This window comes from Nonomuraea cavernae (assembly GCF_040655715.1).
GTDB lineage: Bacteria > Actinomycetota > Actinomycetes > Streptosporangiales > Streptosporangiaceae > Nonomuraea > Nonomuraea cavernae_A.
Genome location: NZ_JBFAKL010000010.1, coordinates 43824 through 69084, shown reverse-complemented (window position 1 = coordinate 69084; position 25261 = coordinate 43824). Strand labels below are relative to the sequence as shown.

Below are 25261 nucleotides of genomic sequence, written 5' to 3'. Positions count from 1 at the left end.
GCCGGCCGAGCGGCGGTGAGGGCTTGCGGGCTGCGCCTCACCGCCGAGCCCATCAGCCCTGCACGGCGTAGGCCCGCAGGATCGTCTGGCTGACCCGGTCACCGTCGTCGTCGCCGGCGGTGGCGCGCAGCGACACGAATCCGCTGGTGGACGGGTTGTCGATCGACACCTTCCAGACTCCGGCCGCCGGTCGCGCCCGCAGGGGCCGCCAGGTGCGGCCGTCGTCGAAGGACGCCTCCACCTGCAGCGTCCGCAACGCCTCGCCGTCCCCGGCGATGGTGATCCTGGTGTCCGATCCGGCCATGGCCCTGTTGTGGGCGTCCAGACCTTCGGGCGTGTACTTCACCGACGGCAGGTCGAGGGCCTGGATGCCGGTGGCGCGCCCGGAGGTGAACGTCCACACCGAGTCGATCGCCGTCGTCAGCGACGAGTGGGCGACGTCCCTGCGAGCGGACACGCCGAGCGTGTACGTGGCGGCTGCCTCGGCCAGTTCGGTCTTGAAGCCGCACCGGCGGTCGAGCCGGCAGTTCTCGAGCCGGGCATCGTGCAGGACGTCGCCGTCCTTCCTGAGGGTCACCGTTCCGGTGACGTCGCCGTCCCAGCCGGTGCGGCCGGTTCCCGAGTCGGTGAACAGGCCGTCCATCGTGTACTGCAGGACGTCACCCGTCCGGGTGAGGGTGGGCGCCGCGGGGCCGGTGACCGCCGCGTTCCACAGCTCGGCGTGGTGTCCGACGCGCAGGGCGCGCCCCTGCTCGTCCGACAGTTGGTAGGCGCCCGAGGCGTCGCTGAACCAGCCATGCCACAGCAGCTCACGATGGGGGGTGACGTAGTTGATCAACGTCCCGGGAGCCTGTACGGCGGTGGGGACGTTGAACATGACCCGGCCACCGTCCCGGAAGGCCGCGCTGCGTTCGAAGGCGGCCGGGACGGAGCTCGCGGTCTGGGCCCGGAAGGTCGCGGTGACCCTCGCCAGGTCTGCGGTTCTCGCCCGTACGCCTGGATCGGACGGGATGCCGCCGGTCCGATAGTCGGCCAGGTCGTACCGGGTCGCCGGCGTGCCGCTCTTCTCCCACGCCGACAGCGCCATGAATTCGAGGCCGGGGTAGGGGCCGGGGATCACGTATACCGTCTGCTCCGGGCCGGGCGACACGACCAGCCCCGCTTCCGCACTCCGGCCGTCGCGCGTCACGCGGGTGCTCAACTGGAGGAACCCGACGGGCTGAGCCGCCGGGTCGTCCAGGGAGAACCGGACGGGCCTGCCCTCGCGCGCGTCGATGGTGACCTGTTCGTCCTGAGAGCCGACCTGGACGACCTTGCTCATCGTGGTCAACGCGGACATCTCGAAGAGGTGAGCCCGCAGGTGCCATTCACCACTCGGCACGCGCACCTTCGCGGTTCCGCCCTCGAAGCCGAACAGTTCCTCGTACTCGCCGGTCTCCAGGTTGTACAGGCTGGCCATGACGTTTTCGACCGGTTCTCCGGTCCGGCCGATCGCGGTCAGGGTCACCGTGTGGTACTCCGGCTCGACGAAGGCGCCGGCCAGGCTGCGTACGGTGAGATCACCCGAGGTCGCGGTCACCTTGCCCGGATGGACGCCGGTCTTCAGATCGGCGGGCAGGGTCAGGGTCACGGCCGCCCGGCCGTTCGCCGGGACGGAGAGCCGGTCGGCGGAGAGGGTGAAGGGCCCGTCGCTCGTCAGCGTCAGTTCCACGGGCTCGGACGAGGTGTTGGTGTAGGTGATCTCTTCGGTGAGGGGCACGCCGGTCGGCGGCCACGGCACCTTGGCCCACAGGTTGGGCGAGTCGGCCGTGACGGGCTGGGTCACGGCACGGGCCACGTCCACCCGTCCCACGCCCTGCTCGTACGGGGTCAGCCCGGCGCCGGGCCTGGCCGACGACATCAGCGCGGCCTTGATCTGGGCGCCGGTCCAGCCGGGATGGAGCTGGGCCAGGATGGCCGCGGCGCCGGCGACGTGCGGGGCGGCCATGGACGTGCCGCTGTAGGCGACATAGGCGCCCTTCGCGGCCGCCGCCGTGATCCGCACCCCCGGGGCGGTGACGTCCGGTTTGACCGCGCGGTCGCCGGCACGTGGACCCTGGCTGGAGAACGAGGCGCGCTGGTCGTCGCCGTCCACCGCTCCGACGGTCAGGGCGGCGTCCGCGCTGCCTGGACTGCTGATCGTTCCCCGGAGACTGTCATTGCCCGCCGCGACGACGAACAGGGTGCCGGTCCGCTCGCTGAGCGTGTTGACGGCCTGCTCCATCGGGTCGATCTCCTCGGTGTCGTAGCCACCGAGGCTGACGTTGACGACGGCCGCCTTCGCCTGGGTCGCGGCCCACTCCATACCGGCGATCACGGCCGACTCATGGATGCCCTTGGCGCCCCCGACCTTGCCGACGGCGATTTTCGCGTCGGGCGCGACCCCCCGGTACCGGCCGCCGGACGCCTGCCCGGACCCCGCCACGATCGAGGCCACGTGGGTGCCGTGGCCCACGTTGTCCACGATGTCGGGCTCGTCGGAGAAGTTGGCCGATTGGGTGACGACGCCCTGCAGGTCAGGATGATCGGGGTCGTACCCGGTGTCCAGGACTGCCACCGTGACACCCTTGCCCGACAGTCCGCGCCGCCAGGCGTCCGGAGCGCCGATCTGCGCGACGCTCTTCTCCAGTGAGTAGGACAGGCGGCCGTCGAGCCAGAGCTTGGTCACCCCGGCGGCGAGAGTCCTGGCGCCGGCGCCGCGGCCCAGTTCCTGCCACACGGTCGCCGCGCGTGCCTTGTCCACGCGCGCCGCCGACAGTCCGACGGTGGCCACGCTCCTGCCGGCCTCGGCGGCCTTCGGCGCGGCCCCGCCCTGCGTCATGATCGGGATGTCCGGACGGCTCGCGTCGTCGTAGCGCCACTCCAGCAACTGCGTGACGTCGAACAGCCGCCGGTCGACCAGGCCCCTGCCGACGAGCGCCGCCGCGTCGGACGGGATGACGTGCGTGTGCCCGCCCCAGGTGCCGATCGAGAACGAGACCCGGCGCCCGGCGCCCGCCTCGACCTGGTACGACGGCCTGCCCGGCGGTCCCGAGACGATCACCCGATCGCCCGTTATGAGGGTGATCGCATTCTTGACCTGCGCCTGCGCGGCTTCGGCCGCTCCGGCCGCGGGCGGCGGCGCGGTCACCATGCCCGCGGCCATCACCGTCCCCAGAACCGCCGCTCGTGTGAACCTCACTCGGTCTCCTCGCGCTGATGATCGATCTTCGGCAGTAATTGCCGCGAGGGACCACGCCGGTTCCCTGAATTCCGCCGGGCGCGCCATATTCTTACGGCCACCCCGAGCACCACGTCCCGGCAACCGAATCGAACGTGAGTACGATAGCCTCATGTATGTCCCGCCAGAGTGGCCCGCCGAGGTCCGCCCGCCGAGCGTCCCCGACTGGGAGACGTCCGCCGTGGCCTGGCTGCTCGACGCCGTGCCGCCCGACTACCGAGCCTATGAGGTGCTCAGGCGGCACCCGATCGCGCTGGCCAGGATGGCGAGCCACCACGTCAACGCCGCGATCGAGGCGGCCCGCGCCGGCTACCGTGGCGCCGCCGTCGACCTCAAGGGTCACCTGCCGCCGCACGCCATCGAGGCCGTCCTCGACGCCTACCGCGAGGAGGGTCCGCGACTGGTCCGCCTGTCGCGCTCGATCGAAGTGGTCGAGCGCGCCCTGCGCGGCGACCTCTTCACCGCCACCATGCGCCGCCCCTGACACGCACGACACCGCCGTTCAGCACAGCGAACGGCACCCTAGAGGGGTTGGCCGCTGGCGGTGCCGCCAGCGTACACTCGCAGGCATGAGCGCTGGACATGCGCATGAGGAGCTTCACCACTTGGTGGATCAGCTGTCGCCTGACCAGGCGCGCCGTCTCCTGCGATTGGTCAAGACCGACCCGGAACTCGCCGACATCGCAGAAGAAAACGACGAACCGGTACGTCGTCGCCTCTCAATCGCCGGCATCGGGGCGTCCGGTGAGGGTGATCTCTCGGAACGGGTCGAAGATCTGCTGGCCGAACGGTTCAATCGGTCAGTGTGACCGCTGTTCTTCTGGATACAGGCCCCTTGATCGCGGTAGTCGATCGAGATGACAAGCACCACACCGCCTGCGTCCGACTACTGGAAAGCTTGGACGGACCACTTCTGCTGCCGTCAACGATCTTGATCGAGGTTGGCTGGACCATCAACCGACACATGGGTTCGTCCGTACACGCCCAGTTCCTGGATCTCGTGACCGAAGAGTTCGAGCTGGTCAACCTGACCGCACCGGACGTTCGGCGAATGGCAGAGCTCGTCCGCACGTATGAAGACGCACGCCTCGACCCCGCCGACGTATCCGTTGTTGCGATCGCCGAGCGGCTAGCGATCACACACATCGCAACCCTTGATCGTCGAGATTTCTCACTGATGCGCCCCCGCCACGTATCGGCGTTCACACTGCTACCCGAGACGTTGCCGTAAAGGTTACGCGGGCGATCAATCCTCCGAAATCTAGACATCCATCGAATGCAATCTCAACGGGCAATGGGGATGGCTGCCGAACGCCGACGCGATAGCGCACGCCTTCGCTGACGTACTACTGGAAGGATGGCGACCTTGAGCGACACGGCCGCAATGCTTCGCCTCGAACTGGCGGACAAATAGGATCTGTCGGCTGGCGCAAGGCACTTGATCTGGTGCCTCGTGAGCGGTTCCTGGGGATGCCGTATACCGGCGCGATGAGACCCGAGGCGATCTGTGGAGGCCGGTCCGGCGCCGACACGACCGAGGACGCATGGCTGGGCTACGCCCCCATGCTGGCGGTGGGAAAAGGCCTGTACGGGTACGCGGAGAACGCCGAATACGACCGGCTCATCGCGACATGCTCTGTTCGCACGATCCCCTGGCGTGGCCGCAACAGGTCCGCGGCGGAGGGACCATCCTCAGTCATCCTGGCGAAAGATGATCGCGGTGCCCAGGGCGGCGTTGGCGGGCACGACCATCTCTCCGGGACCGGTTCGGGTGACCGGGATGTCGTTGTCGCGCAGGAACCGCTCGGTGGCGGCGAGGTCGCGTACCGACACCGTGTAGGCGACGAACGCCGGCAGGGCGGCCGGACGCTCACCGGGCAGCAGGTCGGCGAGCGCCGATGCGGACACGACGGTGACGTTCGCCCGGTCGAATCGGGTCGCGCCCGGCGCCACCTGGCCGTCCCGCGCCCGGCCGAAGTAGGCACCGTAGCGCCGCGCCTGCTCGGGCAACGCCGAGTCGGCGACGCACAGCACGCATTCGACCAGACCGGTCGCACCATTGGGATGGTCGGTGTGCCGCTGGTCCTCAAGTGCCTCGACCGGCGTGTTCTCGGCGAACCCGATCCTGCCTTCCGGCACGCGCCCCAGAGGCAAATCGGGATCAGAGATCTCAAGGTAGCGAGCTGGCTCCATCCGGGTCCCCGTGCTGGTCTCAACGGGCCGCTGGATGGCGTGCACACCGCCGTGGCCGACGCCGCCGGCCGTCAGCCGCGCGGCGACGCTGTCAATGTCCGGCGTATTGGCGATCATGATGTGGAGCCCCTGGAAACGCTGGAGAAAGAACGTGATGTTCGCGGCGGTGGCGCGGATGGCGGCCACCAGCGCCGGCAGCTTGCCGTCAGGCACCCGCAGCGGGATCGGGCGGGCTTCGCCGGGCACGCGGCCGGTCTCGTCGATGACGGCCACCAACTCGACGAAGTTGCCGGGAAAGTACACGTGGGTGTTGGCCACCCCGAACGGCTCGGCAGGGCCTCCCGCCACGCGCGGAAGAACGGGATGGGCAGGTGCCGACACCGTGAAGCCCAGCCGGCGATACCGCTCCATCGCCTGGTCCATGTCCCGCACGATGTGCCCCACATGATGCAGGCCGTTGATGTCGTCGCCCATGACTGGGCCACCTCCGTTGTCATAGGTGAAGCGCTCAGATGTCGTGTGCGGGCGGCCCCGTGCACGGGCATCCGCCGATGAGGTCAGGATAAATTTGAGAGATGACCCTCAGTTGAGGGTAAACCATCATTTGGCGGTACGGTAAATTTCGATGCATGAGTGACAGCGGGCTACGCGAACGCAAGAAGGTCAGGACCAGGGAGGCGATCCTGCGCGAAGCGTTCCGCCTCTTCCGCGAACGCGGTTACAACGCCACCACCGTCGAGCAGATCGCCGAGGCCGCCGAGATCTCCCCCGCCACCTTCTTCCGCTACTTTCCGGCGAAGGAGCATCTGGTCACGCTCGATCGTTTCCCGCCCCTCCTCGAGGCCCTGGCCTCTCAGCCGACGGGCGCACCGGTCACCGTGCTGCGCGGCGCGTTCCGCACGGCGTTCGCCACCCTGTCCGCCGAAGAGATCGCCGCGGGGCACGCGCGGGAGGTGTTCGCAGCCACCGTGCCCGAGCTGCTGGTGGCCAACCTGCGCAAGAGTCCCGGGTTGATCCGTGAGGTGTGCGAGATGGTGGCGGAGAAGGCCGGATGCGGTGTGGACGACCCGCGGATACGCGACGCCATCGGCGCGGTCTTCGGGGTCGTGGCCATGGTCTGGCTGCAGTGGGCACAGAACGCGCGTATGGACGGGCCCGCCGAGGTCGACAGGGCACTGGCGCACTTGGAGTCCGGCCTGAGCCTGTAGGCCGCTGACGCTTCCCCGCCCGTGACCAGCCGAGCTGCCGACGACATGCGGCCGCGACCTGCCCCAGCTCGCCGCCTCCGAGGCGCACTCCAGCTCACGGGCGGCGCGACGCCACCGAGGACCTCAGCGAGTGCGGCGGGCGATAAAGGTGATCACGCCGATGGCGGCCACGGCGGCGGCCAGCCAGACGAGCACGTCACGCAGGCTCAGCCCGGCTCGCTCCTCGGCGACGACGGGGCGGGCCGACTCCTTGGCGGCCTCGGGCCGCGCCGAGGGCGTGCTGGAGGGGCGGGGACTGGGCGCGAGGGCCCGCTCGGGGACGGGCACCCGGTAGACCGGGCTCGACTTCCCCTCCGACCCGGCGAGCAGCGACCTGCCGTCGGCCGTGTAGGCGATCGACTCGGCCTGCGCCAGCTCCGGCATCGACACCTTGGCGATCGACTCGCCGGAGGGCTTGTAGAGGGTGGCGGAGAAGTAGGTGCGGACGACGTACGACGAGCCGTCGGGCGCGTACGCGGCGTCGGTGGCCATGAGCGGCGCGGCGGCGACCCTGCGCAGGATGTTGGTCCGGTCGGTGCGCAGCCGCTTGGGCGCCGCGTAGACCGACCCCGCGAACTCCTTGGAGACCACGTAGAGCCGCCCGGTCTTGGGGTGGACCATGAGGCCCTCGGCGTTGCGGGCGCCGTCCTCGTAGCGGAAGCGGTAGCGCACGGCGGGAAGCGTGGCGTCGCGCAGGCTCCGCGGCTCCGTCACCTTGTAGACGGAGATGTCGGACCAGGCCCCGTCGAGGTTGTCGCCGATGTCGGCGAACCAGAGCACGCCCCGCCCGGTCGCGGCGTCCTTGGTCGCGGCCATCGCCTCCCAGTCACGCGCCTCGGCCCCCCGCAGGTGGAAGGTCGCCTTCGTCCGGCCGTCGGCGCCGACCGCGTAGAAGACCGGCGCGGCGGAGCTGTCGTTGTGCGTGTAGTAGACGCCGTCATGCGTGGGCGACACGGCCAGGCCGCTGGACTCGGTGATCCGGGAGTCCCGGAACGTGAACAGCTTCTCCCCGGTGTCGTCGGCGGCGAAGGCCGGGCCCGCCGTCACGGCACAGGTCACGGCGGTCACGGCGAGCGCTCTGATCAGGACATCCCCCACGCCGCCATCATGCCGCAACCGGAACCCGCCCGATCCGGGCGCTGTGGCGGTGGAAGCCCGCGCCGAGTAGGTGGTGCTACTCCTTGATGACGTCGTCGCGTGGACCACCGTAGACAGGGTTCCTGTCGTAGCGCCTGTCGGTGACGAGCAGGCGGATCACTCCAGGCTGGCGGATGGATTCCTCCGCCTCCCAGACGATCCAGTCGTCGCCGACGGGAGTGGACTGCGTGCGGAGTTCGCCGAAGCCGCCGGGGTTTCCCGGAGGGATCCCCATGACGAGATAGGTGATCTTCGATCCGCGCTTCCTGAGCTCGGGGAGGACCTCGCCGACGGTCTTCTCGTCCACCCGGAGACCGGCGAGCGAGCGCCCCTTCAGGGTCGCCACTCGGTAGTCGCGCTTGATCTCCTTCGGTTCGGGCCGGTCCTCCGGCACGCACGGCGCGATCGGGCCGTCCATGAGGATGGTGCTGGTGTGCCCTTCGCTGATGGTCCAGACGAAGGTCTGACCGGGCTTGAAGAGCTTGGTGTCGATCCGCATCTGCCAGCCCCTGCCGGGATCCCCGGGGATGTTCTCCGGCACGGAGTAGAGGCCAGGAGGGATGTCCTCGACATAGGTCCCGCGTGGTTCCTGGCACTGCTTGCCCGGAGACACGTAGTCGACCATGGCCGGGACCTTCAGTTCCGCCAACTGTCTCGTCAGCCCCTTGACGTCGCTGAAATCCCGGACCCTGACGTATACGACGCCGTCGGAGTTCTTGGTGACCGCGTAGGACGGGGACACGCCGTTCTCCAGCAGGCTCGGCCCCACCACGATGCCCGCGGCGAGCAGCCCCGCGCCCGCCAGCCCCAGGGCCAGCCGCCGGGGACGGCGCCGTCGGGGGCGGGCCACGAACGGGCCGGGCTCCTCGGCGGTGATCGAGGCCAGCAGTGTCCGCGCCCCCGCGTCGGACGGACGGCCTCCCGGCTGCCCCGGATCCACCCGGGCCAGTGCGCGGGTGATCGAGTCGATCTCGTCAATGTCCTTCACAACGACCTCTCCGCCGGGATCAGCCGGCTTTCTGCCATGAAGCGGACGTCCGCCTCGGCGAGCGCGCGGGCAAAGCGCCTACGGGCGCGATGGAGTCTGATGCGAACGGCGTTGCGTGACAGGCCGAGCACGGCGGCGATCTCCTGCCGGTCCAGACCCTCCCAGGCGACCAGCGACAACACCTCGCGATCGTCATCCGACAGGGTCCGGAAGATCTGCGCTATCGCCTTCAGTTCGACCCCGCTGTCGGGCGAGGCTCCATACAGGTCGGCCATCTCGGCGTCGAGCTCCACGCTGCGAGCCTGGCGGCGATTCTCGCCTCGGTAATGGTTGGCCAGCACTTTTCGTGCCACGCCGTACAACCACAGCGCGGCTTCCTCCCCGTCCGGCAGCTCACGCATCCGCCGCCAGGCGATGGAGAAGGTCTCCGCCACCACGTCAGCCGCGTCCTGCGGCGAGTTGCAGCGGCGGACGGCGTACGCCGTGATCCGGCCGTACGTCTCGCGGTAGACGGCTTCGAATCTGGCCCGCTCGCTATTCACGGGCCATTCCCAGGCCCGATCTCCTCGGCATCCCCATGCCCGACTCCTAGACAGTGCGATCAGTGGACATCTGCGCCTATGTCAGGAGTCGGGCCATCATTTCTCGTCAGTGCGAAGAAATGTTCATGAGTGCCCAAAGCGGATCAGGAGATGCCGGTGATCGACAGGCAGAGGGGCACCGCCGCAGGCGGGATGCCGGGGATCATCAGGACGAGCCTATGGCCTGGAGTGGACTCCAGGTGCCTAGGGTGGAGTGCATGGATTACGTGAACCTCGGACGCAGTGGGCTCCAGGTCAGTCCACTCTGCCTCGGCACGATGAACTTCGGCCCCCAGACCAGCGAGGAAGACTCCTTCGCGATCATGGACCGGGCTCACGAGCTGGGCATCAACTTCTTCGACAGCGCCAACGTGTACGGCTGGAAAAAGGGTGAGGGGATCACCGAGCGGATCCTCGGCAACTGGTTCGCCCAGGGCGGCGGGCGCCGGGAGAAGACGGTCATCGCGACCAAGCTCTACGGCTCGATGGGCGACTGGCCCAACGACGACAAGCTGTCGGCGCTGAACATCCGCCGCGCGTGCGACGCCTCGCTCCAGCGCATGCAGACCGACTACATCGACATCTACCAGGCACACCACATCGACCGGAACACCTCGTTCGACGAGTTCTGGGAGGCCATGGAGATCCTGCGCCAGCAGGGCAAGATCCTCTACGTCGGCTCGTCCAACTTCGCCGGCTGGCATCTGGCCAAGGCCCAGGAGACCGCGGCCAGGCGCAACACGTTCGGCCTGGTCAGCGAGCAGTCGCACTACAACCTGCTGACCAGGGCGGTCGAGCTGGAGGTGCTGCCGGCCTGCGAGGACTACGGCCTCGGCGTCATCCCGTGGAGCCCGCTGGCCGGCGGCCTGCTCGGCGGCGTGCTTCGCAAGATCGACAAGGGCCGGTCGGCGACCGACCAGATGGTCGCGCAGTTGGAGAAGCACCGCGACAAGATCGAGCAGTACGAGCAGTTCTGCGACGACCTCGGCGAGGACCCGCGCACGTGGGCCTGGCCTGGCTGCTGACGCGGCCAGCGGTGACCGCCCCCATCATCGGGCCGCGCACACTGGAGCAGCTTGAGGGCACCATGCGGACCCTGGAGATCACGCTGGACGACAAGGCGCTGGCGCGCCTGGACGAGATCTTCCCGGGCCACCGGACGGCGCCGGAGGACTACGCCTGGTGATCACGGCAGGTGAGTCAGGCAGGCCGTGGTGACTCAGGTCAGCACGGCGCCGATGACCACGATCAGCAGGAGGAGGCCGAGCACGAGGGGCAGCAGCCAGCGGCGAGGACGGTCCACGCTGAGGAGCCTAGCCCCGCCGCGCCGGTGCCAGCGCCCATTCGCCCAGTGACTCGTACCTCACCCGCGGCCCCGGGTGGCTCCGCACGAGCTGGACGCCTTCCGCCCGCCATGGCGAGCCGCTGAATTCCGCCAGCGCCTCGACCAGCGGGCGGAGGTCCGTCTCGGCCTTGGCCCTGGCCAGCGTCAGGTGCGGGTGGAAGCGTTTCTCGTCGGTCTGCGCGGCGCCGGCCCGGCGGCCCGCGGCTTTGACCGAGTCGGCCAGCCGCCCCATCGGGTCGCCGGACAGCCCGGCCCAGAACACCCTGGCCCGCCGTGCGGACGAGAACGCCCCGAACCCGGTGAAGGCCAGGTCCAGGGCGTCGTAACGATGTACGGCCCGCGCCAGGCGCACCTGGAGGCCGGGGAGCACGTGTTCGGGCACCTCGCCGTAGAACGCCAGCGTGATGTGCCAGGTGTCGCGGTCGGGCCAGCGCAGCCCTTCCACCTGCCCGATGTAGGGGGCGATCGCCCGTTCGAGCTCGTCGAGCACGCCGTCGGGCGGCACCACAGCCGCGAAGAGCCTCATATCCACTGATTGTGCAACGGGCTCAGGCCGCTGCCAGCGTCAGCCTCGCCCTGCGGGCGGTGATCACCCGGGTGAGCAGCATGGCCAGGCCGGTGCCGACGACCACGAGCACACCGGAGAGCATGACGCCGGCTCTGGGGCCGCCCAGCTCGGACAGCCAGCCGACCAGCGGGGCGCCGATCGGCGCGCCACCGGTGAAGACCAGCATGTAGATGCCCATGACCCGGCCGCGCATGTCGGGCGCGGTGGCGAGCTGGACGCTGGCGTTGGCGGAGGTGTTGAAGGTGATGAGCGCGATGCCGGTGGGGATCAGCAGCAGCAGGTAGACGGGGTAGAAGGGGGCGAGCCCCGTGGCGATCTGGAACAACCCGAACCCGATCGCGCCCGCGACCAGCATCCGGCGCGACGGCCGGGCCCGGCGCGCGGCGAGCAGCGCGCCCCCCAGGGCGCCGATCGCGAACATGCTCGACGCCATCCCGAACGACGACGCCCCCGCCTTGAAGACCTCGCGGGCCATCAGGGCTATGGACATCGAGAACGCCTGGGCGAACATCGACACGAAGGCGACCAGCATGATCGGCATGAGCAGCTCTTCGCGCTGGAGCACGTACCTGAGCCCCTCGCGGAGCTGGCCCTTGGCCCTCGGCACCGGCGGAGCGAGGTTGAGCTCGGACTTCCGCATGAAGACCAGGCTGGAGATCACCGCGGCGAACGTCAGGGCGTTGACCAGGAAGATCGGCCCCGTGCCGCCGAGCACGTAGATCAGCACACCGGCGATCGCCGGGCCGACCACGCGGGCCAGGTTGAAGATCGAGCTGTTGAGCGCGATCGCGTTGCTCAGGTCCTTGCGCCCGACCATCTCGACCACGAACGCCTGCCGGGTGGGCACCTCGACACAGGAGATGAGCCCGAGCGCGAACGCCATGACGTACACGTGCCAGACCTGGGCGGCGCCGGTCATCGTGAGCACGCCTATGGTCAGCGCGAGCCCGGCCATCATCGACTGCGCCCCGATGAGGATGGGCCGCTTCGGGTAGCGGTCGGCGAGCACGCCGCCGAACATGCCGAACAGCAGCATCGGGAGGAACTGCAGGGCGGTGGCCGTGCCGAGCGCCGCGGCGCTGCCGTGGGTGAGCTCCAGCACCAGCCAGTCCTGGGCGGTGCGCTGGAGCCAGGTGCCGACGTTGGAGACGGCGCCTCCGGCGGCGAACATGCGGTAGTTGCGAATCTTGAGCGACCGGAACATCCCGGTCTCGGGTTCTTCAGGCTCTAGATCCTGCTGAGCTTCTCCAGAATCGGCGCCGCCTGCCTGAGGATGGCCCGCTCCTGAGGTGTCAGCTCCTTGAGTTGCCGGGTCAGCCACGCCTCCTTGCGGCGGCGTTCCTCCTTCAGCAACCTCTGGGCCTCTTCGGTCACGGTCACGGTCACCTGACGCCGGTCGGTCGGGTGCGGTGAACGGGAGAGCAGCCCACGTGCCTCGAGCCCGGCGACCACCCGCGTCATCGAGGGTGGCTGCACCTTTTCGAGCTCGGCCAATTCGCCGGGGGTTATCCCGGAATGCCGTTCGACGGCGGCCAGCGTCGCGAACTGCGTGGGCGTCAGCGAGTGCGCCGCCGCCTGCCGCCTGAGCCGCCGGTTGAGCCGCGCCATCGAGACGCGTAGAGCTGATGCCAGACCCGCGTCGCTGCGGAGATCCGTTTGGGACTGGTTCTTGGTTAGCATGAGTCATTACCTTTGCTAACTATACGGGAGGCCGGGATATTTCCCCAACTCATTATCGCCCTCCCGGGTTCCCGCACCATGGCCGGGCGGGCGCGACTCCCGCCCGGCACCGCAGGTCAGAGCCGGGGGAAGCGCCTTGGCCGAGGACGTCAGTCCATCCTCGCCAGGCTGTCCCGCAACCGCTTCAGGTCTCGCTTTCGCGCTTCGTACGTCGCCCCGACCAGTACAAGGAGGAGCCCGCCCACCGCGATCGGCACCCAGCGCGGCACCGTGAGCAACATCTCCGACACGTACGGAGCGAGTTCCCGCACCACGACCCCGGCGAGCGTGACACCACCGATCACCGTGGGCGCCTGGAGCCGGGATCGGGCACCGGCGAGCAGGACCGCCAGCGCCAGCACCCCGAGCGCGAGCGACCGCCGCCACTCCGTGTCCGCGTAGACCGCCACCATGCTCGGCAGCATCGTGAAGGAGAGCCCCGCCCCATAAGCGGCCCATGACGAAACGGGCGCGCTCCGCCGCCGCCACCAGCCGAATCCCAGCAGGACCAGCGAACACGGCACGGTGTACGCCTCGACGACGGTGACCTCGCCGGCCCACAGCCGTAACCACGAGGCCAGCAGCAACAGGGCGGTGCCCGTATACCTGAGCCATTCCAGGTTCACGCCGTCCCGGCCCGCCCGGCCCGCCCACAGCGACCTGCCCAGCAGGAGCACCCCGGCCACCGCGCAGCCCACGCTCGCCGCCACCCTGACCGGTGCGCCCACGGCCAGCCCCACCGCCATCGCGTCCAGGCCGAGCAACAGTACGGCGGCGCCCAGCCCCCACACCCGCAGGGCCGTCACCCTGCCCGCCAGCGCCACGGCGGCGGCCGGCACCGCCAGGATCGGCAGCGCGATCAGCGTCGCCGGTTTGCTGCCGAACGCGTACGCCACCGCCTCCACCGAGGCCGCACCGGCGACGACCGCGCAGGCCACCGCCCACCAGGGCGTCCGGGCCAGCAGGGCGGCCACAGCCAGGGCGGCGGCCAGCACCACCTGCACCGCCACCGCGGCCGGGTGGGCCATCGCGAAGGCCGCGGGGGCGACCGTGACCGCGAGCGTCCCGGACACGAGCGCGCCGATCACCGCCGTCCGCACCGGCCGTCCACCGCTCGCGCTGCCCGGTAGTGCGGCCCGCGCGGCGACGCCGCGCGAGGACAGGCGCACGGCCGCCACCAGGAGGCCGGCCGCCAGCGCGCCGAGCACCACCACGTCCACCGGCGACGTGACCTCTCCCAGCCACGGCCCGCCGTCCCGCATGCCCTCCGCCGGCCACGGCCCGCCGTCCCACGTGCCCCTCCAGAGGGTGTCCAGCCAGGCCAGCGGCGTCACCAGGGTGGCCACGAGCCGGGGCAGCAGCGTCAGCGCGGTCAGCAGCGCCACCGACCCGCCGGTGGCCATGGCAGTCAGTCGCACCCTGCGCCAGGGCAACCAGGTGGCGGCGAGCGCCACCACGAGCGCCGGGACCAGGTAGGCCAGCGGACGCCAGTCCGTGCTCAACACCGACTGCGCCGGCGCGGCCAGGGCGGCGATCAGCGCGAGCGTGGTCCCGACGGTGACCAGCGAGGCCCAGACCTCCCCTTCCACCTTTCCTGGCCTGGCCAGGCTCCGCGCCACGAACGCTCCGAGCAGGGCCAGCGCGATCAGCGGCGCCGACCTGCCCAGCGCCTGCCCGGCGGAATCGGCACTGAGCGCGTACGGCACGCCTCCCAGGAGGGCGAGGGTCGCGACCGCGCTCCCGCAGAGAGCGGCCGTCGTGCGCACCCCCGCCCGGCCCTGCCGCACCAAGGCGACGTCCAGCGCCGCCGTGGCCACCAGCATGGCCACCAGCCAGGTCGCCGAGGCGTCTCCGATCAACAGCGGCAGAACCGGCTGCGCCAGCACCACGGCGACCGGGGCGGGGCCGCGAAGCGGCACGACCCGGGCATAGGCCATCAGGACCAGCGCGATGAGCCCGCACACCCCCGCCGCGTAATCCAGCAGTTCGACGGCGTCGGCCCCGAGGAGTCCCACCCGCCGGGCCGCGTAACCGTCCAGCAGCAGCAGCGCGATGGCGATCCCGGCCACGGTCTCGGCCGTCGCGGTGAGTCCGCGCCGGACCAGCACCGCCGGCGCCGCCAGGGCCAGCGCGGTGAACCCCGCCAGCACGGCCGCGCGCCCGCCGATGCCCAGCAGCCCCCAGCTCACCACGGTGAACACCACCGCCGCCACCGTCAGCAGCAGGCCGCCGAGAATGAGCAGCAGATTCTGTACGGCTCCCGCCGAGACCTCCCTGGCTCCCGTACCCGGTGCTGAGACCCCCTGGGCTCCCGTGCCCGGCGTGAAGACCTCCCTGGCTCCCGTGCCCGGCGCCGGGACCTCCCGCGGCCGGACACCCGTGACCGCACCGCCGTGGCCGACCTGTCCGGCCGCTGCCGGGGCGCCCGGGTACGGGCCCATCTCCCCCACGCGTCCGTCGCGCAGGCTGCCCAGCAGTTCCTCCCTGCGGGTCAGCAGCCGCGTCTCCTGGATCCGGATCCCGGCGAGCGCCTCGTCCACCCGCCACAGCTCGTGCGCGATGGGTCCCCACAGCGGCAGCGCGCACTCAGGGCACCTGGGCGTCGACTCCGGCGCCGGGGACCGGTCTCCGGCCAACGCGGCACCGCAGTCCGGACACTTCACATCTCCACGCATAGGAGAACAATGCTGCCTTTCACCCCAGCCCGCGTACGTGTTGCCCCTACTCGGGGAATCACGCGGGGCAGATCATCAAGCCGGTCCTGACAGCTCGTCCGGTTGCGGGCACAGCGGTCACGGCCTGACCGGAGTCGAGCACGCGCTGACTCCTCGCGCCGGTGCCGCCCCCCTGCCGAGAGGGGCGGCCACAGGCAGGTCAGAGTCCGAGCAGCGCCTTGATCGGGCCGAGCGCGAAGTACAGCACGAAGAGGATGAAGACCACCCACATCAACGGGTGGATCTCCCGCACCTTGCCCCGCACGAGCTTGATCAGCACGAAGCTGACGAAGCCGGCGCCGACACCGTTGGAGATCGAGTAGGTGAACGGCATGACGACGATCGTGAAGAAGGCCGGGATGGCCAGCTCGTAGTCGGTGAAGTCGATGTCGCGGATCGCGGTCATCATCAGGAAGCCGACCACGACCAGCGCGGGCGCGGCGGCCTCGTACGGCACGATCGCCACCAGCGGCGCGAAGAAGATCGCCACCAGGAAGAGCAGCCCGGTGACCACGCTGGCCAGGCCGGTCCGCGCGCCCTCGCCCACGCCGGCGGCCGACTCGATGTAGGTCGTGTTCGACGACACCGAGCCCGCGCCGCCCGCCGCGGCGCCGATCGAGTCGACGAGCAGGATCTGCTTGGTGCGCGGCAGCATCCCGTCCTCACCGACCAGGCCGGCCTGCTTGCCGACGCCGACCATGGTGCCCATGGTGTCGAAGAAGTCGGTGATGAGCAGCGTGAACACGAGCAGCACGGCCAGCAGCACCGTCACCCGGCTGAACGCGCCGAACGGGTCGAACTCCGTGAAGAGGGTGAGCGGGTTGTGGAACCCGAGGATCTGCTCCGGCATCGTGGGCACGCTCAGCTGCCAGCCGCCCGGGTTCTCGGCGGTGGCCTGGCCCGGCTTGGCGATCAGTTCCACGATCACGGCCAGCACGGTCGTGCCGACGATGCCGAGCAGGATCGCGCCCTTGACCTTGCGGGCCACCAGCGCCGCGGTGACGAGCAGCCCGACGACGAAGACGAAGATCGGCCAGGAGGTCAGGTTGCCCCCGATGCCCATTTCGAGCGGCGGCCCGGCCGGCACCCGGCGGACGAACCCGGCGTCCACGAAGCCGATCAGCGCGATGAACAGGCCGATGCCGACGCTGATGGCGGTCTTCAACTGGGTCGGGATGGCGTTGAACACGGCCACCCGGAAGCCGGTCAGCACCAGGAGGCCGATGATGATGCCTTCGAGGAAGACCAGTCCCATGGCCTCCTCCCAGCTCATCACGGTGGCGACGTTGAAGGTGACGAAGGCGTTCAGCCCCAGCCCGGCCGCCAGAGCGAACGGCACCCGGCCCACCACGCCCATGAGGATGGTCAGGATGCCCGCCACGAACGCCGTGCCCGCCGCCACCAGAGGGAAGTTGGGCTGCGTGCCGTCGCCGATGACCTGGCCCTCGATGTCCACGCCCTTGGCGATGATGATCGGGTTCAGCACGACGATGTACGCCATGGTGAAGAACGTGGCCAGTCCGCCACGTACCTCACGGGACATCGTCGAACCCCGTGCGGAGATTGCGAAGAATTGATCGATTTTAGACTTAATGTCACTCACGCGCGAAGAGTGACAGGAGTGGCCCACCTGGGCAAAGAGCTGGTGATCGGATCGAGACCGGATTGGAAGCTAGGCTGGATCCGTGAAGCGCGAGTGGCATCCCGATCCCGAGCCCATCGAGACCAACGACAGCAAGGCCGTCATCGTGGGCATCGGGCTGTGGGTGGTCGCGCTGGCGGTGCTGCTGGTCCTCCGCCCGGCCGCGCAGGACTCATGGTGGATCTGGACCTGCGTCGCGGGAGTCGGCCTCGGCCTGCTCGGCCTCCTGTACGTCCGCAGGCGGGCCTCTCGCGGCTGACATACGTCATCTCCGGCCGATCCCCGAAGTCACCGTCAAGAGCTGTTACAGGCCACTACCTGGGCGGAAACCACCAGACCATGCTTGTGGCATGAAGAAGACATTAGTCACATCTCTCGTGTGTTTGACGGCGCTCGCCGGCTGCGGCCTCACCGAGCCGCCCGCCGCGAAGGACGCCGCGAAGGACGCCGTCCAGGACACCGGCACGGTCGCCTGGAGCACGTGCACCGGCCTGACCGGCCCCGACGGCAAGCCGGCCCGGCCCGACGAGTCCGTTCAATGCGGTGCGATCAAGGTGCCGCTCGACCACGCCAAGCCCGGCGGCGACCAGATCGACCTGGCGCTGATCCGCGTCAAGGCCAGTGGCGACCGGTCCGGCTCCCTCGTGTTCAACTTCGGCGGCCCCGGCGGCTCCGGCGTCGACATCCTGGCCCAGGCCGCCCAGGCCTTCGGCAGCCTCGGCACCCGCTACGACCTGGTCAGCTTCGACCCGCGCGGCGTCGACCGCAGCGCCGGGGTCGCCTGCGGCGGCCAGATGGCCAAGCTGCTCGCCGCGCCCAGCGCCGCCGAGGGCGACAGGCTGGCCAAGGAGCTCCCCGCCGCCTGCCAGAAGGACTCGGGCAAGGTGCTGCCACACGTCGGCACCGTCAACGCCGCCCGCGACCTCGACCTGATCCGCACCGCCCTCGGCGAGGAGAAGCTCAACTACTTCGGCCTCTCGTACGGCACGCACCTCGGCGCCGTCTACGCCACGAAGTTCCCGAAGAACGTCGGCCGCTTCGTCCTCGACAGTGCCTACGACCCGGCGGTGACCCTCGAAGAACGGGCCGTGATCCAGGCCGGCGGGTTCGACCAGGCCTTCGAGGCGTTCGCCAAGGACTGCGTGGCCCAGGGCTGCGACCTCGGCACGAGCCCGGCGGCCGTCGAGCGAACCGTGGAGGGGCTGCTCGACGGACTGAAGACGAAGCCGCTCCAGGTCGGCGACCGCAGCCTCACCTACGGCCTGGCCCAGCTCGCCGTCATCACCCCGTTGTACGCCAAGGCCACCTGGCCGATGCTGGAGCAGGCCGCCGCGGCGGCCCTCAAGGGCGACGGCGCCACACTGCTGGCGCTGGCCGACTCCTACACCGGCCGCAGGCCCGACGGCACGTACTCGACCGCGATGAGCAGCCTGCAGGCGATCAACTGCGCGGACACCACCGAGCGCCCGACCGCCGCCGAGACGGCCAGGATCAACGACCAGATCGAGAAGATCTTCCCGATCCTGGCCGTCGAAGGGACCGCCGCGCCCTGCGAGGACTGGCCGGCGCCCGGGGACGACGAGGCCAAGAAGATCGACGCCACCGGCTCCGCGCCGATCGTGGTGATCGGCGGCAAGGGCGACCCGGCCACCCCCTACCGCTGGGCCACCACACTCAACGCGCAGCTCAAGACGGGCGTCCTGGTCACCTACGAGGGCGAGGGCCATGGCGCCTATCTGAGCGGCAGCACCTGCGTCACCCGCCTGGTCGACGCCTACCTGCTCACCGGGAAGGTGCCCGACCAGGGAGCCACCTGCCCGGCGGGCTGAGCGGTGGGCCGGCCAGCCCGCCGCGCAGGTGGCTCGGCGGTGGGCCGGTCAGGACAGGTCGGCCTCGGCCAGCAGGAGCGGCACGGCGGTGGGGTCGCGCAGCAGCGCGGCGACCGCCAGCCGGTCGTTCCACTGGCCGGTGGCCCATGCCAGACCGCGGGCCAGTCCCTCGACGTCGGTGCAGTGCACCGACCCGTCGAAGAACCGCCACGTGCAGGCGACGCCGTCGACCAGCAGCTTGTGGTGCTCGACATAGGTCTCGGGAGCCGTCGGGAGCAGGGAGCGCACCTCGGGCGGCACCTGCCGGACCTCGCCCTCGGAGGTGACCTCGCCGGGGGCGAGCTCGCCGGCCAGCGGCAGGTCGAGCAGCTCCGACAGCGACTCGGCCAGGTCGTAGGGGGCCAGCACCAGCGCGTGGTCGGCGACCAGTTGGAGCAGGTCGGGGGCCTCGACCACCACGGCGTCGTCGGCGGCGGCCACCACGATCTCGCCCCGCAGCACCGACCGCACCCGCGACGGCGGCGCCACCCGCGAGGGATCGACGGCCGCCAGGGCGATCCAGAGCGCGCGCAGCTGGGCCCGGTCCACCTCGATCGACTCGTCGGCCATCAGGTCGAGCAGCTCCTCGGGGCCGCCGTGCGAGTCGAGCAGCTCGGCGAGCGTGGTGCGGACACCCAGCATCGCCAGCGCGCCCTCGTCGAGCCCGGCGGGGGCGTCGCCGTAGAGACCCTGCAGCAGCGGGTCGGCGCCGGGCAGCCGCAGCTCGCGCGGCCGGCGCCCGCCCAGCACGGGATGACCGGCCAGCCACCACGCCGTGTAGGACGGCACCTCGACGCCCTCGACCCGCAGCGGATGGAGCGCGGCCCGCAGCGGCGGCCTGGTCAGCAGCGTCAGCGCGGCCTGCCAGTCGGCGACCAGCTCCAGGTCGCGCACCGCCGCGAACTCCGGCACCACCGGCGGCACGTCCAGCTCGGGCAGCAGGTCGAGCACGTGGTCGAGCCACTCGTCCTCGCCGTCGAGGTCATGGTCGCAGTCGTCGTGGTCGAGCAGCACGTCGGAGTCGTGCACCACGGCGAACCCGTCGAGCACACCGGCGGCGGCCAGCACCCTGGATCCGTAGGCCTCCACCAGCTCGGGCGCGGCCACGCCGAGGTGCGTGTCAGGCTCCAGCAGCCCGGCCAGCGCGCCCTCGGCCAGCATGAGCTCACCCGCTGGATAGAGCTCGCCGTCGGCCCCGCGCAGCGCCAGCTCCCCCAGCCAGGGCGCCTGGCCGGGCGCGAGCCCCGCGGCCTCGACCAGCGAGAGCACGGCCCGCGCCACGGGCTCGGGGTCGGAGCTGTCGAGCGACTGCGACACGGCCGCCTTGGTGATCGGGTCTTCGAGGACGGTGCGCGGCGTGGCCTCGGCGGCCCCGAGCCTGAGCAGCACCGGATGGGCCGCCTCGGGATGCACGATGCGCAGCCCCAGCGGCGTCAGGTCGAGCCCGGCCCCCGATGAGCCCGTGCCGCCGAGGTCGAGGATCAGCGTGCCGCGCGGGCCGCGCACCACACGGCCGTCGGCCAGCGGCACCGGCAGGGCGCCGAGGGACTCGGGGTCGTCGGCCGGCAGCACGTCGTAGAGGGAGCGCCACCAGCCCGGCTCCCTGCCCTCGACCGCCTCACCGGACAGCAGGTCGACCACCTCGGCCAGCTCGACCCGGCGCACGCCGAGCGACCCCATCGCGGGGTGCCGGGCGGGCCAGCCCGCGGGCAGCAGCCCCGGGACGAACGCGGCGATGACGGCCAACAGCTCGCCCGGCCCGGCGACCACCGCGGCCTCCCGGCCGGCCACGACCCAGCCGTCCTCGTGCGGCTCCCTGGCCGGGTGCTCGACCCGCCACTCGGCGTCGGGCTCGTAGACCTCGGCGTCGGCGAACGACGGCGTCTGCACGGCCGGCGCGGGGGCCGACAGGGCGGGCAGCAGCGGAACCTCGGGCAGCCGCCGCAGGATGGCCCGGCGGATGCGGGCGTCGAGCTCGCCCTTGCCCATGAGGGAGGGCACCAGGTCGAGCAGCCTGGGCGTGCGCGGCAGCTCCTGGAGCAGCCTGACGTAGGCGTCGGCGGCCCGCTCGACCAGGAAGTCGGTCAGCGGCCCCTTGGCCACGTGACGCCGGTCGGTGGCCAGCGGGAACGACGCGATGAGCAGCGCCGGCAGATCGAGCGGCTCGTCGCTGGGCGTCGGCGCGTGCACCACGGGCGGCACGGTCGCGGGCAGCGGCCGGAGCTCCGCCGGCTCCCCCGAGGCGCCGGCGAGCGGCACCGCCCAGCGCAGCGACCAGAACGGGCGGGCCCGCTCCTCGGTGGGCCGGTCGGCGAACAGGGCGGCCACCTGGTCGGACGTGAAGGCGCCCGACTCCGACACCACGTGCCAGCCGTCGGCGACCACCGTGCGGATCGAGCCGTCGAGGTCGATCTCGATGGTCGTCAGCGCCGGCAGACCCAGCAGCAGGGCCGGGCTCGCCTCCTCCAGCAGCCGCCGGACCGCCGCGACCGCCGCCTCGTCACGCAGCGGGAGGCGGACGAGCGTGTCGAAACCCTCGGGCACCTCCAGCGGGTCGGCCGCGAAGGGGAGGCGGAGCAGGGGCACGTGGCCCGAGCGGGAGGTCAGCTCGGCGGCCAGCGACGGCACCGAGGACACCAGCGCGGCCGTCTCGTCGCGGGACCAGCGGACCGCCCCCGAGTCACGCGAGCAGATGGACGGCTCATCACAGACCGACACGACCGCGGCGAAGCCGACACCGAACCGGCCGGCGGTCCCCGCGTCGTCACGCTTGCCGGAGACGCGGAGCGTCGACAGGCCCTCCACCCCGGTCGCGTCGAGCGGCGCGCCGGTGTTGGCGGCCGTCAGCAGGCCGTCACGCAACGTCAGCCGGAGCACCCCGGGGCTGCCCGCCTGCAGCGCCGCGTCGGCGGCGTTCTGCGCGAGCTCCACGATCAGCCGGTCGCGGTAGCCGCCGAGCGCGAAGTCCTCCTCGGCGTTGGCGTCCTCGCGGAAACGGGCGGGCGAGGCCGTCCAGGCGGCGAGCACGGCGGCCCGCATCCGGTCGGTGCCAAAGGTGTCGGTCATCGATCACGATCCTGATAAAGGGTAGGGGGCCACCGTAGGCTAGCGGCCCGCACCGACATTCCCTGCCGTAACGGGATCAGGAGTGGCCGAGCTCCTCGGTGGCCGTCTCGTCGACCGAGCCGGCCTCCTCCTCCATGAGGTCGAAGCCCAGGTCGTCGAGGATCGGCGTGGCCTGCTCCACGGCCGGCGGCATGACCGCGGCCTCGGAGTGGGCGCCACAGCCGTGGTCGGCGGCCACCACCTTGCCGTCGTCGGGGGCGTACTCATTGGTGCAGACCCCGAACGACAACCGCAACTCGCCGGCCAGCAGCCAGTAGAAGCCGCAGGTGGAGCACTGCGCGGGAGCGGCGTGTGCGATCGGAGTGTGCGGCCCGTGCTCGCCGGAGTGCCAGCGCCTGGCAGCCCGCTCCCTGCCGATGGCCGAGAGCACACGTGCCCGGCCCAGGCCGTACTCGAAAACCATCTGATGCTCTACGTCGTCGTCGGTCTCGGTGAAGCCGGGCACGAGACGGTCGTCGTCCTCGGAGGTCGGCAGCAGGTCGCCCACGCCGAGGTCGCCGGGACGCAGCCGCTCGCTCCACGGCAGCCACTCGGGCGCCAGGAGCGCCCCGGAGCCGGGCAGCAACACGCCCTCGCTGACCGTGACCTTCTTCGCGCGCGAGGCTCGGGTCACGGTCACCGCCCAGCGCCAGCCCCGGTAGGCGCGGTCGAGGCAGGCGAAGTAGTGGGTGACGATGCGGTCGCCCTCGGCCTCGTAGCCGAGATGCTCGCCCGGCTCGCCCGGCCGCGCCAGCTCCTCGGCCGCGGCACGCGCCAGGTCGACCGCGGCGACACAGGCCTGGTCGGGGACGGAGACACGTGTCCTGGTCCGGCTCATCGGGCCGCCTCCGCCGAAAGGTGCTGTTCGCTCACACTTTCATTCTCACCCATGCCCGGACCCGCCGACACCCACAGTGCCCATCCGGCGCCGAGTCCGATCACGAATCGGGTAAGACTTGTATGCGTGGAGGGTGGGTGGGACAGGACGCGCGACATCTCGCGACGCCTCGGCCGAGGCGTCGCCGATGCCGGTCGCGCGACCGTCCGCGCCGGCCGGGCCACCGCCGGCGGGGGCGTGCGCGCCGGTCAGGCCACCGCCAGGGGCGCCCGTAATGTCGGCAGGGCCGCCCGCCGGCTGACCCACGCCAACGGCGCCGGCCGCACCGGGCTCGGCCGGCTGATCGAGCTCACCGCCGGCCACAGCGCGGGCGACGCGCTGGTCACGGTCGCGCTCGCGAGCACCGTCTTCTTCGGGGTGCCCGTGGGCGAGGCTCGCGGCCCCGTCGCGCTCTACCTGGTCATCACGATGCTGCCGTTCGCGCTGCTGGCGCCGTTCGTGGGGCCGATCCTCGACCGGTTCCGGTCGGGCCGCCGCTACGTGATGGCCGGCACGCTGTTCGGACGCGGCCTGCTCTGCTTCGCGATGGCCGCCGCCGTGGGGCCGGGCGACCTGGTGACGCTGTTCGCCGGGGCGCTGGGCGTGCTGGTGCTGTCCAAGGCGTACAACGTGTCGCGCGCGGCGATCATGCCGAGCGTGCTGCCCGCCGACATCACGCTGGTCTCCGCCAACGCACGCGTCGCGCTGTTCTCGCTGGTCTCGGCCGGGGTGCTGGTGCCCGTGGGCGCGGGCCTGGCCGCGTGGCTGGGCAGCGCCGCGCTGCTGCGCATCGCGATGGTCGTGTTCCTCCTGGTCGGCGTCTTCGCCGTACGCCTGCCGCGGCACGTCGACTCCCCCGACCTGGAGGAGGAGGCCGAGGAGGGCCGGCCGCCGCGCTGGCGCACCCTGCTCAACGTGGGCCCCACGGTCGCCGAGGCGGTCTGGGCCAACGTGGCCATCCGGCTGTTCTCCGGTTTTCTGCTGTTCTTTCTGTTGTTCCTGGTGCAGGACAAAGGTGTGCCGTGGCTGTCCCCGCCCGACCCGTTCTTCGATGTGCCGAAGACGATCGCGCTGCTCGCGGCGGCGGCCGGGCTGGGCGGCCTGGTCGGCGCGGTGGTCGCCAACTGGACGCGCAACCACTCGCCGCAGCTGATCGTGCTTCTCACGCTGACCTTCACCGGCCTCACGACTATCGCGGCCGCCGTCTTCTTCGGCCTGTGGACGGCCGTGGTGCTCTCGGTCGTCACCGCGTTCGCCCAGGAGCTGGGCAAGCTGGCCCTCGACGCGATCGTCCAGCGCGAGATCGGCGAGGAGGTGCGCTCGTCCACCTTCGGCGTGGTCGAGGCGCTGCTGCAGCTGGCCTGGGTGTTCGGCGGGCTGGTCGGGCTGGTGCTGTCGCTCGCCCAGAACAGCGTGGCCGGGCTGATCACGCTGGCCGTGGCGCTGACCGCGGCGCTCGCCTGGCTGATCGTCCGCCGGCGTCAGCGCATCCGCGCGGCCAACCGGCGCCACCACGCCGACCTGACCGGCAGGCCCGCCGGCCCGCCGGACACCCGCGGTGACGCCATGGACCCCACCAAACCGCTGACCAACCCCAACGCCTAGGCGTCGAGGTCGTCGGCGACGGCCCGCAGCACCTGAGCGATCTTCTTGGCGTGTACGGCGTCCGGCTGCTTGCCCCGCTGATAGGACGTCGAGACCCCGTCGAGGAGTTTGATCAGGTCCTCGACGATGACGACCATCTCGTCCGGCTTCTTGCGCTTGCCCTTGGGCTTCGCCTTGGCCAGCGTCGGCGGCTGCTCGAGGATCCTGACCGAGAGGGCCTGCTGACCGCGCCGGCCCTCCGCCACACCGAACTCGACCTTCTGGCCAGGCTTGAGTGGCCCGGCATCGGCAGGCAGCGCTGAGGAATGCACGAAAACCTCACCGCCGTCGTCACGGGTGAGGAAGCCGAACCCCTTGTCGGCGTCGTACCACTTGACCTTGCCACTCGGCACAGGAGGGACCTCGTTCGAACA

Annotated in this window: 20 protein-coding genes and 1 pseudogene; 8 read left to right on the top strand and 13 right to left on the bottom strand. The window is 70.9% G+C overall.

Features of this window, described 5'->3' with window-relative positions:
* Nucleotides 1-52 precede the first annotated feature (52 nt).
* Nucleotides 53-3220, bottom strand: a complete 3168-nt coding sequence (locus AB0I38_RS16710) for a S8 family serine peptidase (RefSeq protein ID WP_358467892.1) — start codon at nucleotides 3218-3220, stop codon at nucleotides 53-55.
* Between the two features lie 151 nt (nucleotides 3221-3371).
* Here AB0I38_RS16710 and AB0I38_RS16705 point away from each other — a divergent pair, with 151 nt between their 5' ends.
* The 3 genes from AB0I38_RS16705 to AB0I38_RS16695 all read left to right on the top strand — a co-directional run bounded on the left by AB0I38_RS16705 (nucleotide 3372) and on the right by AB0I38_RS16695 (nucleotide 4490).
* Nucleotides 3372-3743 carry a hypothetical protein gene (locus tag AB0I38_RS16705; protein WP_358467889.1) on the top strand — a complete coding sequence of 124 codons (372 nt, stop codon included), beginning with the start codon at nucleotides 3372-3374 and terminating at the stop codon, nucleotides 3741-3743.
* 85 nt (nucleotides 3744-3828) lie between these two features.
* Complete coding sequence (locus AB0I38_RS16700; protein ID WP_358467887.1) at nucleotides 3829-4068, top strand: hypothetical protein; 240 nt, start codon at nucleotides 3829-3831, stop codon at nucleotides 4066-4068.
* Nucleotides 4065-4490 (top strand): type II toxin-antitoxin system VapC family toxin, encoded by a 426-nt coding sequence (locus AB0I38_RS16695; RefSeq protein ID WP_358467884.1) that lies wholly within the window; start codon nucleotides 4065-4067, stop codon nucleotides 4488-4490. Before AB0I38_RS16700 ends, AB0I38_RS16695 begins: the two co-directional genes overlap by 4 nt.
* A gap of 461 nt (nucleotides 4491-4951) precedes the next feature.
* Here AB0I38_RS16695 and AB0I38_RS16690 read toward each other — a convergent pair whose 3' ends face one another.
* The gene (locus AB0I38_RS16690; RefSeq protein ID WP_358467881.1) at nucleotides 4952-5926 is read right to left on the bottom strand and encodes a VOC family protein; all 975 of its coding nucleotides are present in this window, start codon (nucleotides 5924-5926) and stop codon (nucleotides 4952-4954) included.
* Between the two features lie 155 nt (nucleotides 5927-6081).
* Here AB0I38_RS16690 and AB0I38_RS16685 point away from each other — a divergent pair, with 155 nt between their 5' ends.
* A complete protein-coding gene (locus tag AB0I38_RS16685) occupies nucleotides 6082-6660 on the top strand; it encodes a TetR family transcriptional regulator (protein WP_358467878.1) in 579 nt (192 codons plus the stop codon).
* A 123-nt stretch (nucleotides 6661-6783) separates the two neighbouring features.
* Here the strand turns inward: AB0I38_RS16685 and AB0I38_RS16680 are convergent, their stop codons facing one another.
* The 3 genes from AB0I38_RS16680 to AB0I38_RS16670 form a co-directional block, all read right to left on the bottom strand.
* Nucleotides 6784-7797 (bottom strand): hypothetical protein, encoded by a 1014-nt coding sequence (locus AB0I38_RS16680; RefSeq protein WP_358467875.1) that lies wholly within the window; start codon nucleotides 7795-7797, stop codon nucleotides 6784-6786.
* 76 nt (nucleotides 7798-7873) lie between these two features.
* The gene (locus AB0I38_RS16675; RefSeq protein WP_358467872.1) at nucleotides 7874-8824 is read right to left on the bottom strand and encodes a hypothetical protein; all 951 of its coding nucleotides are present in this window, start codon (nucleotides 8822-8824) and stop codon (nucleotides 7874-7876) included.
* Nucleotides 8821-9366, bottom strand: coding sequence for an RNA polymerase sigma factor (locus AB0I38_RS16670; protein ID WP_358467869.1), 546 nt, complete (start codon nucleotides 9364-9366; stop codon nucleotides 8821-8823). Before AB0I38_RS16670 ends, AB0I38_RS16675 begins: the two co-directional genes overlap by 4 nt.
* 119 nt (nucleotides 9367-9485) lie before the next feature.
* Between AB0I38_RS16670 and AB0I38_RS16665 the strand changes: the two are divergent.
* Nucleotides 9486-10591, top strand: a pseudogene (locus AB0I38_RS16665) (aldo/keto reductase).
* 127 nt (nucleotides 10592-10718) lie between these two features.
* Here the strand turns inward: AB0I38_RS16665 and thpR are convergent.
* The 5 genes from thpR to AB0I38_RS16640 form a co-directional block, all read right to left on the bottom strand.
* A complete protein-coding gene (gene thpR / locus AB0I38_RS16660; RefSeq protein WP_358467866.1) occupies nucleotides 10719-11276 on the bottom strand; it encodes an RNA 2',3'-cyclic phosphodiesterase in 558 nt (185 codons plus the stop codon).
* 22 nt (nucleotides 11277-11298) lie between these two features.
* The gene (locus AB0I38_RS16655; RefSeq protein ID WP_358467863.1) at nucleotides 11299-12522 is read right to left on the bottom strand and encodes an MFS transporter; all 1224 of its coding nucleotides are present in this window, start codon (nucleotides 12520-12522) and stop codon (nucleotides 11299-11301) included.
* A 23-nt stretch (nucleotides 12523-12545) separates the two neighbouring features.
* Nucleotides 12546-12998 carry a MarR family winged helix-turn-helix transcriptional regulator gene (locus AB0I38_RS16650; RefSeq protein WP_358467861.1) on the bottom strand — a complete coding sequence of 151 codons (453 nt, stop codon included), beginning with the start codon at nucleotides 12996-12998 and terminating at the stop codon, nucleotides 12546-12548.
* A gap of 149 nt (nucleotides 12999-13147) precedes the next feature.
* Nucleotides 13148-15673 carry an SCO7613 C-terminal domain-containing membrane protein gene (locus AB0I38_RS16645; RefSeq protein WP_358467858.1) on the bottom strand — a complete coding sequence of 842 codons (2526 nt, stop codon included), beginning with the start codon at nucleotides 15671-15673 and terminating at the stop codon, nucleotides 13148-13150.
* 238 nt (nucleotides 15674-15911) lie between these two features.
* The gene (locus tag AB0I38_RS16640; RefSeq protein ID WP_358467855.1) at nucleotides 15912-17294 is read right to left on the bottom strand and encodes an NCS2 family permease; all 1383 of its coding nucleotides are present in this window, start codon (nucleotides 17292-17294) and stop codon (nucleotides 15912-15914) included.
* 142 nt (nucleotides 17295-17436) lie between these two features.
* Between AB0I38_RS16640 and AB0I38_RS16635 the strand changes: the two genes are divergently transcribed.
* Both AB0I38_RS16635 and AB0I38_RS16630 read left to right on the top strand, forming a co-directional pair.
* Nucleotides 17437-17652, top strand: coding sequence for a DUF2530 domain-containing protein (locus AB0I38_RS16635; RefSeq protein WP_358467852.1), 216 nt, complete (start codon nucleotides 17437-17439; stop codon nucleotides 17650-17652).
* A 91-nt stretch (nucleotides 17653-17743) separates the two neighbouring features.
* On the top strand, nucleotides 17744-19222 hold the full coding sequence (locus AB0I38_RS16630; protein ID WP_358467849.1) for an alpha/beta hydrolase: 1479 nt from the start codon (nucleotides 17744-17746) through the stop codon (nucleotides 19220-19222).
* 48 nt (nucleotides 19223-19270) lie between these two features.
* Here the strand turns inward: AB0I38_RS16630 and AB0I38_RS16625 are convergent, their stop codons facing one another.
* The gene (locus AB0I38_RS16625) at nucleotides 19271-22327 is read right to left on the bottom strand and encodes a sacsin N-terminal ATP-binding-like domain-containing protein (RefSeq protein ID WP_358467846.1); all 3057 of its coding nucleotides are present in this window, start codon (nucleotides 22325-22327) and stop codon (nucleotides 19271-19273) included.
* Nucleotides 22328-22403: 76 nt separating this feature from the next.
* Nucleotides 22404-23204 carry a DUF3027 domain-containing protein gene (locus AB0I38_RS16620; protein ID WP_358467843.1) on the bottom strand — a complete coding sequence of 267 codons (801 nt, stop codon included), beginning with the start codon at nucleotides 23202-23204 and terminating at the stop codon, nucleotides 22404-22406.
* Nucleotides 23205-23330: 126 nt separating this feature from the next.
* On the opposite strand from AB0I38_RS16620, the gene AB0I38_RS16615 reads away from it, so the two are divergent.
* Nucleotides 23331-24848 (top strand): MFS transporter, encoded by a 1518-nt coding sequence (locus tag AB0I38_RS16615; RefSeq protein ID WP_358467841.1) that lies wholly within the window; start codon nucleotides 23331-23333, stop codon nucleotides 24846-24848.
* Here AB0I38_RS16615 and AB0I38_RS16610 read toward each other — a convergent pair.
* Complete coding sequence (locus AB0I38_RS16610; protein WP_358467838.1) at nucleotides 24845-25240, bottom strand: cold-shock protein; 396 nt, start codon at nucleotides 25238-25240, stop codon at nucleotides 24845-24847. The genes AB0I38_RS16615 and AB0I38_RS16610 overlap by 4 nt on opposite strands.
* Between the last annotated feature and the right edge of the window lie 21 nt (nucleotides 25241-25261).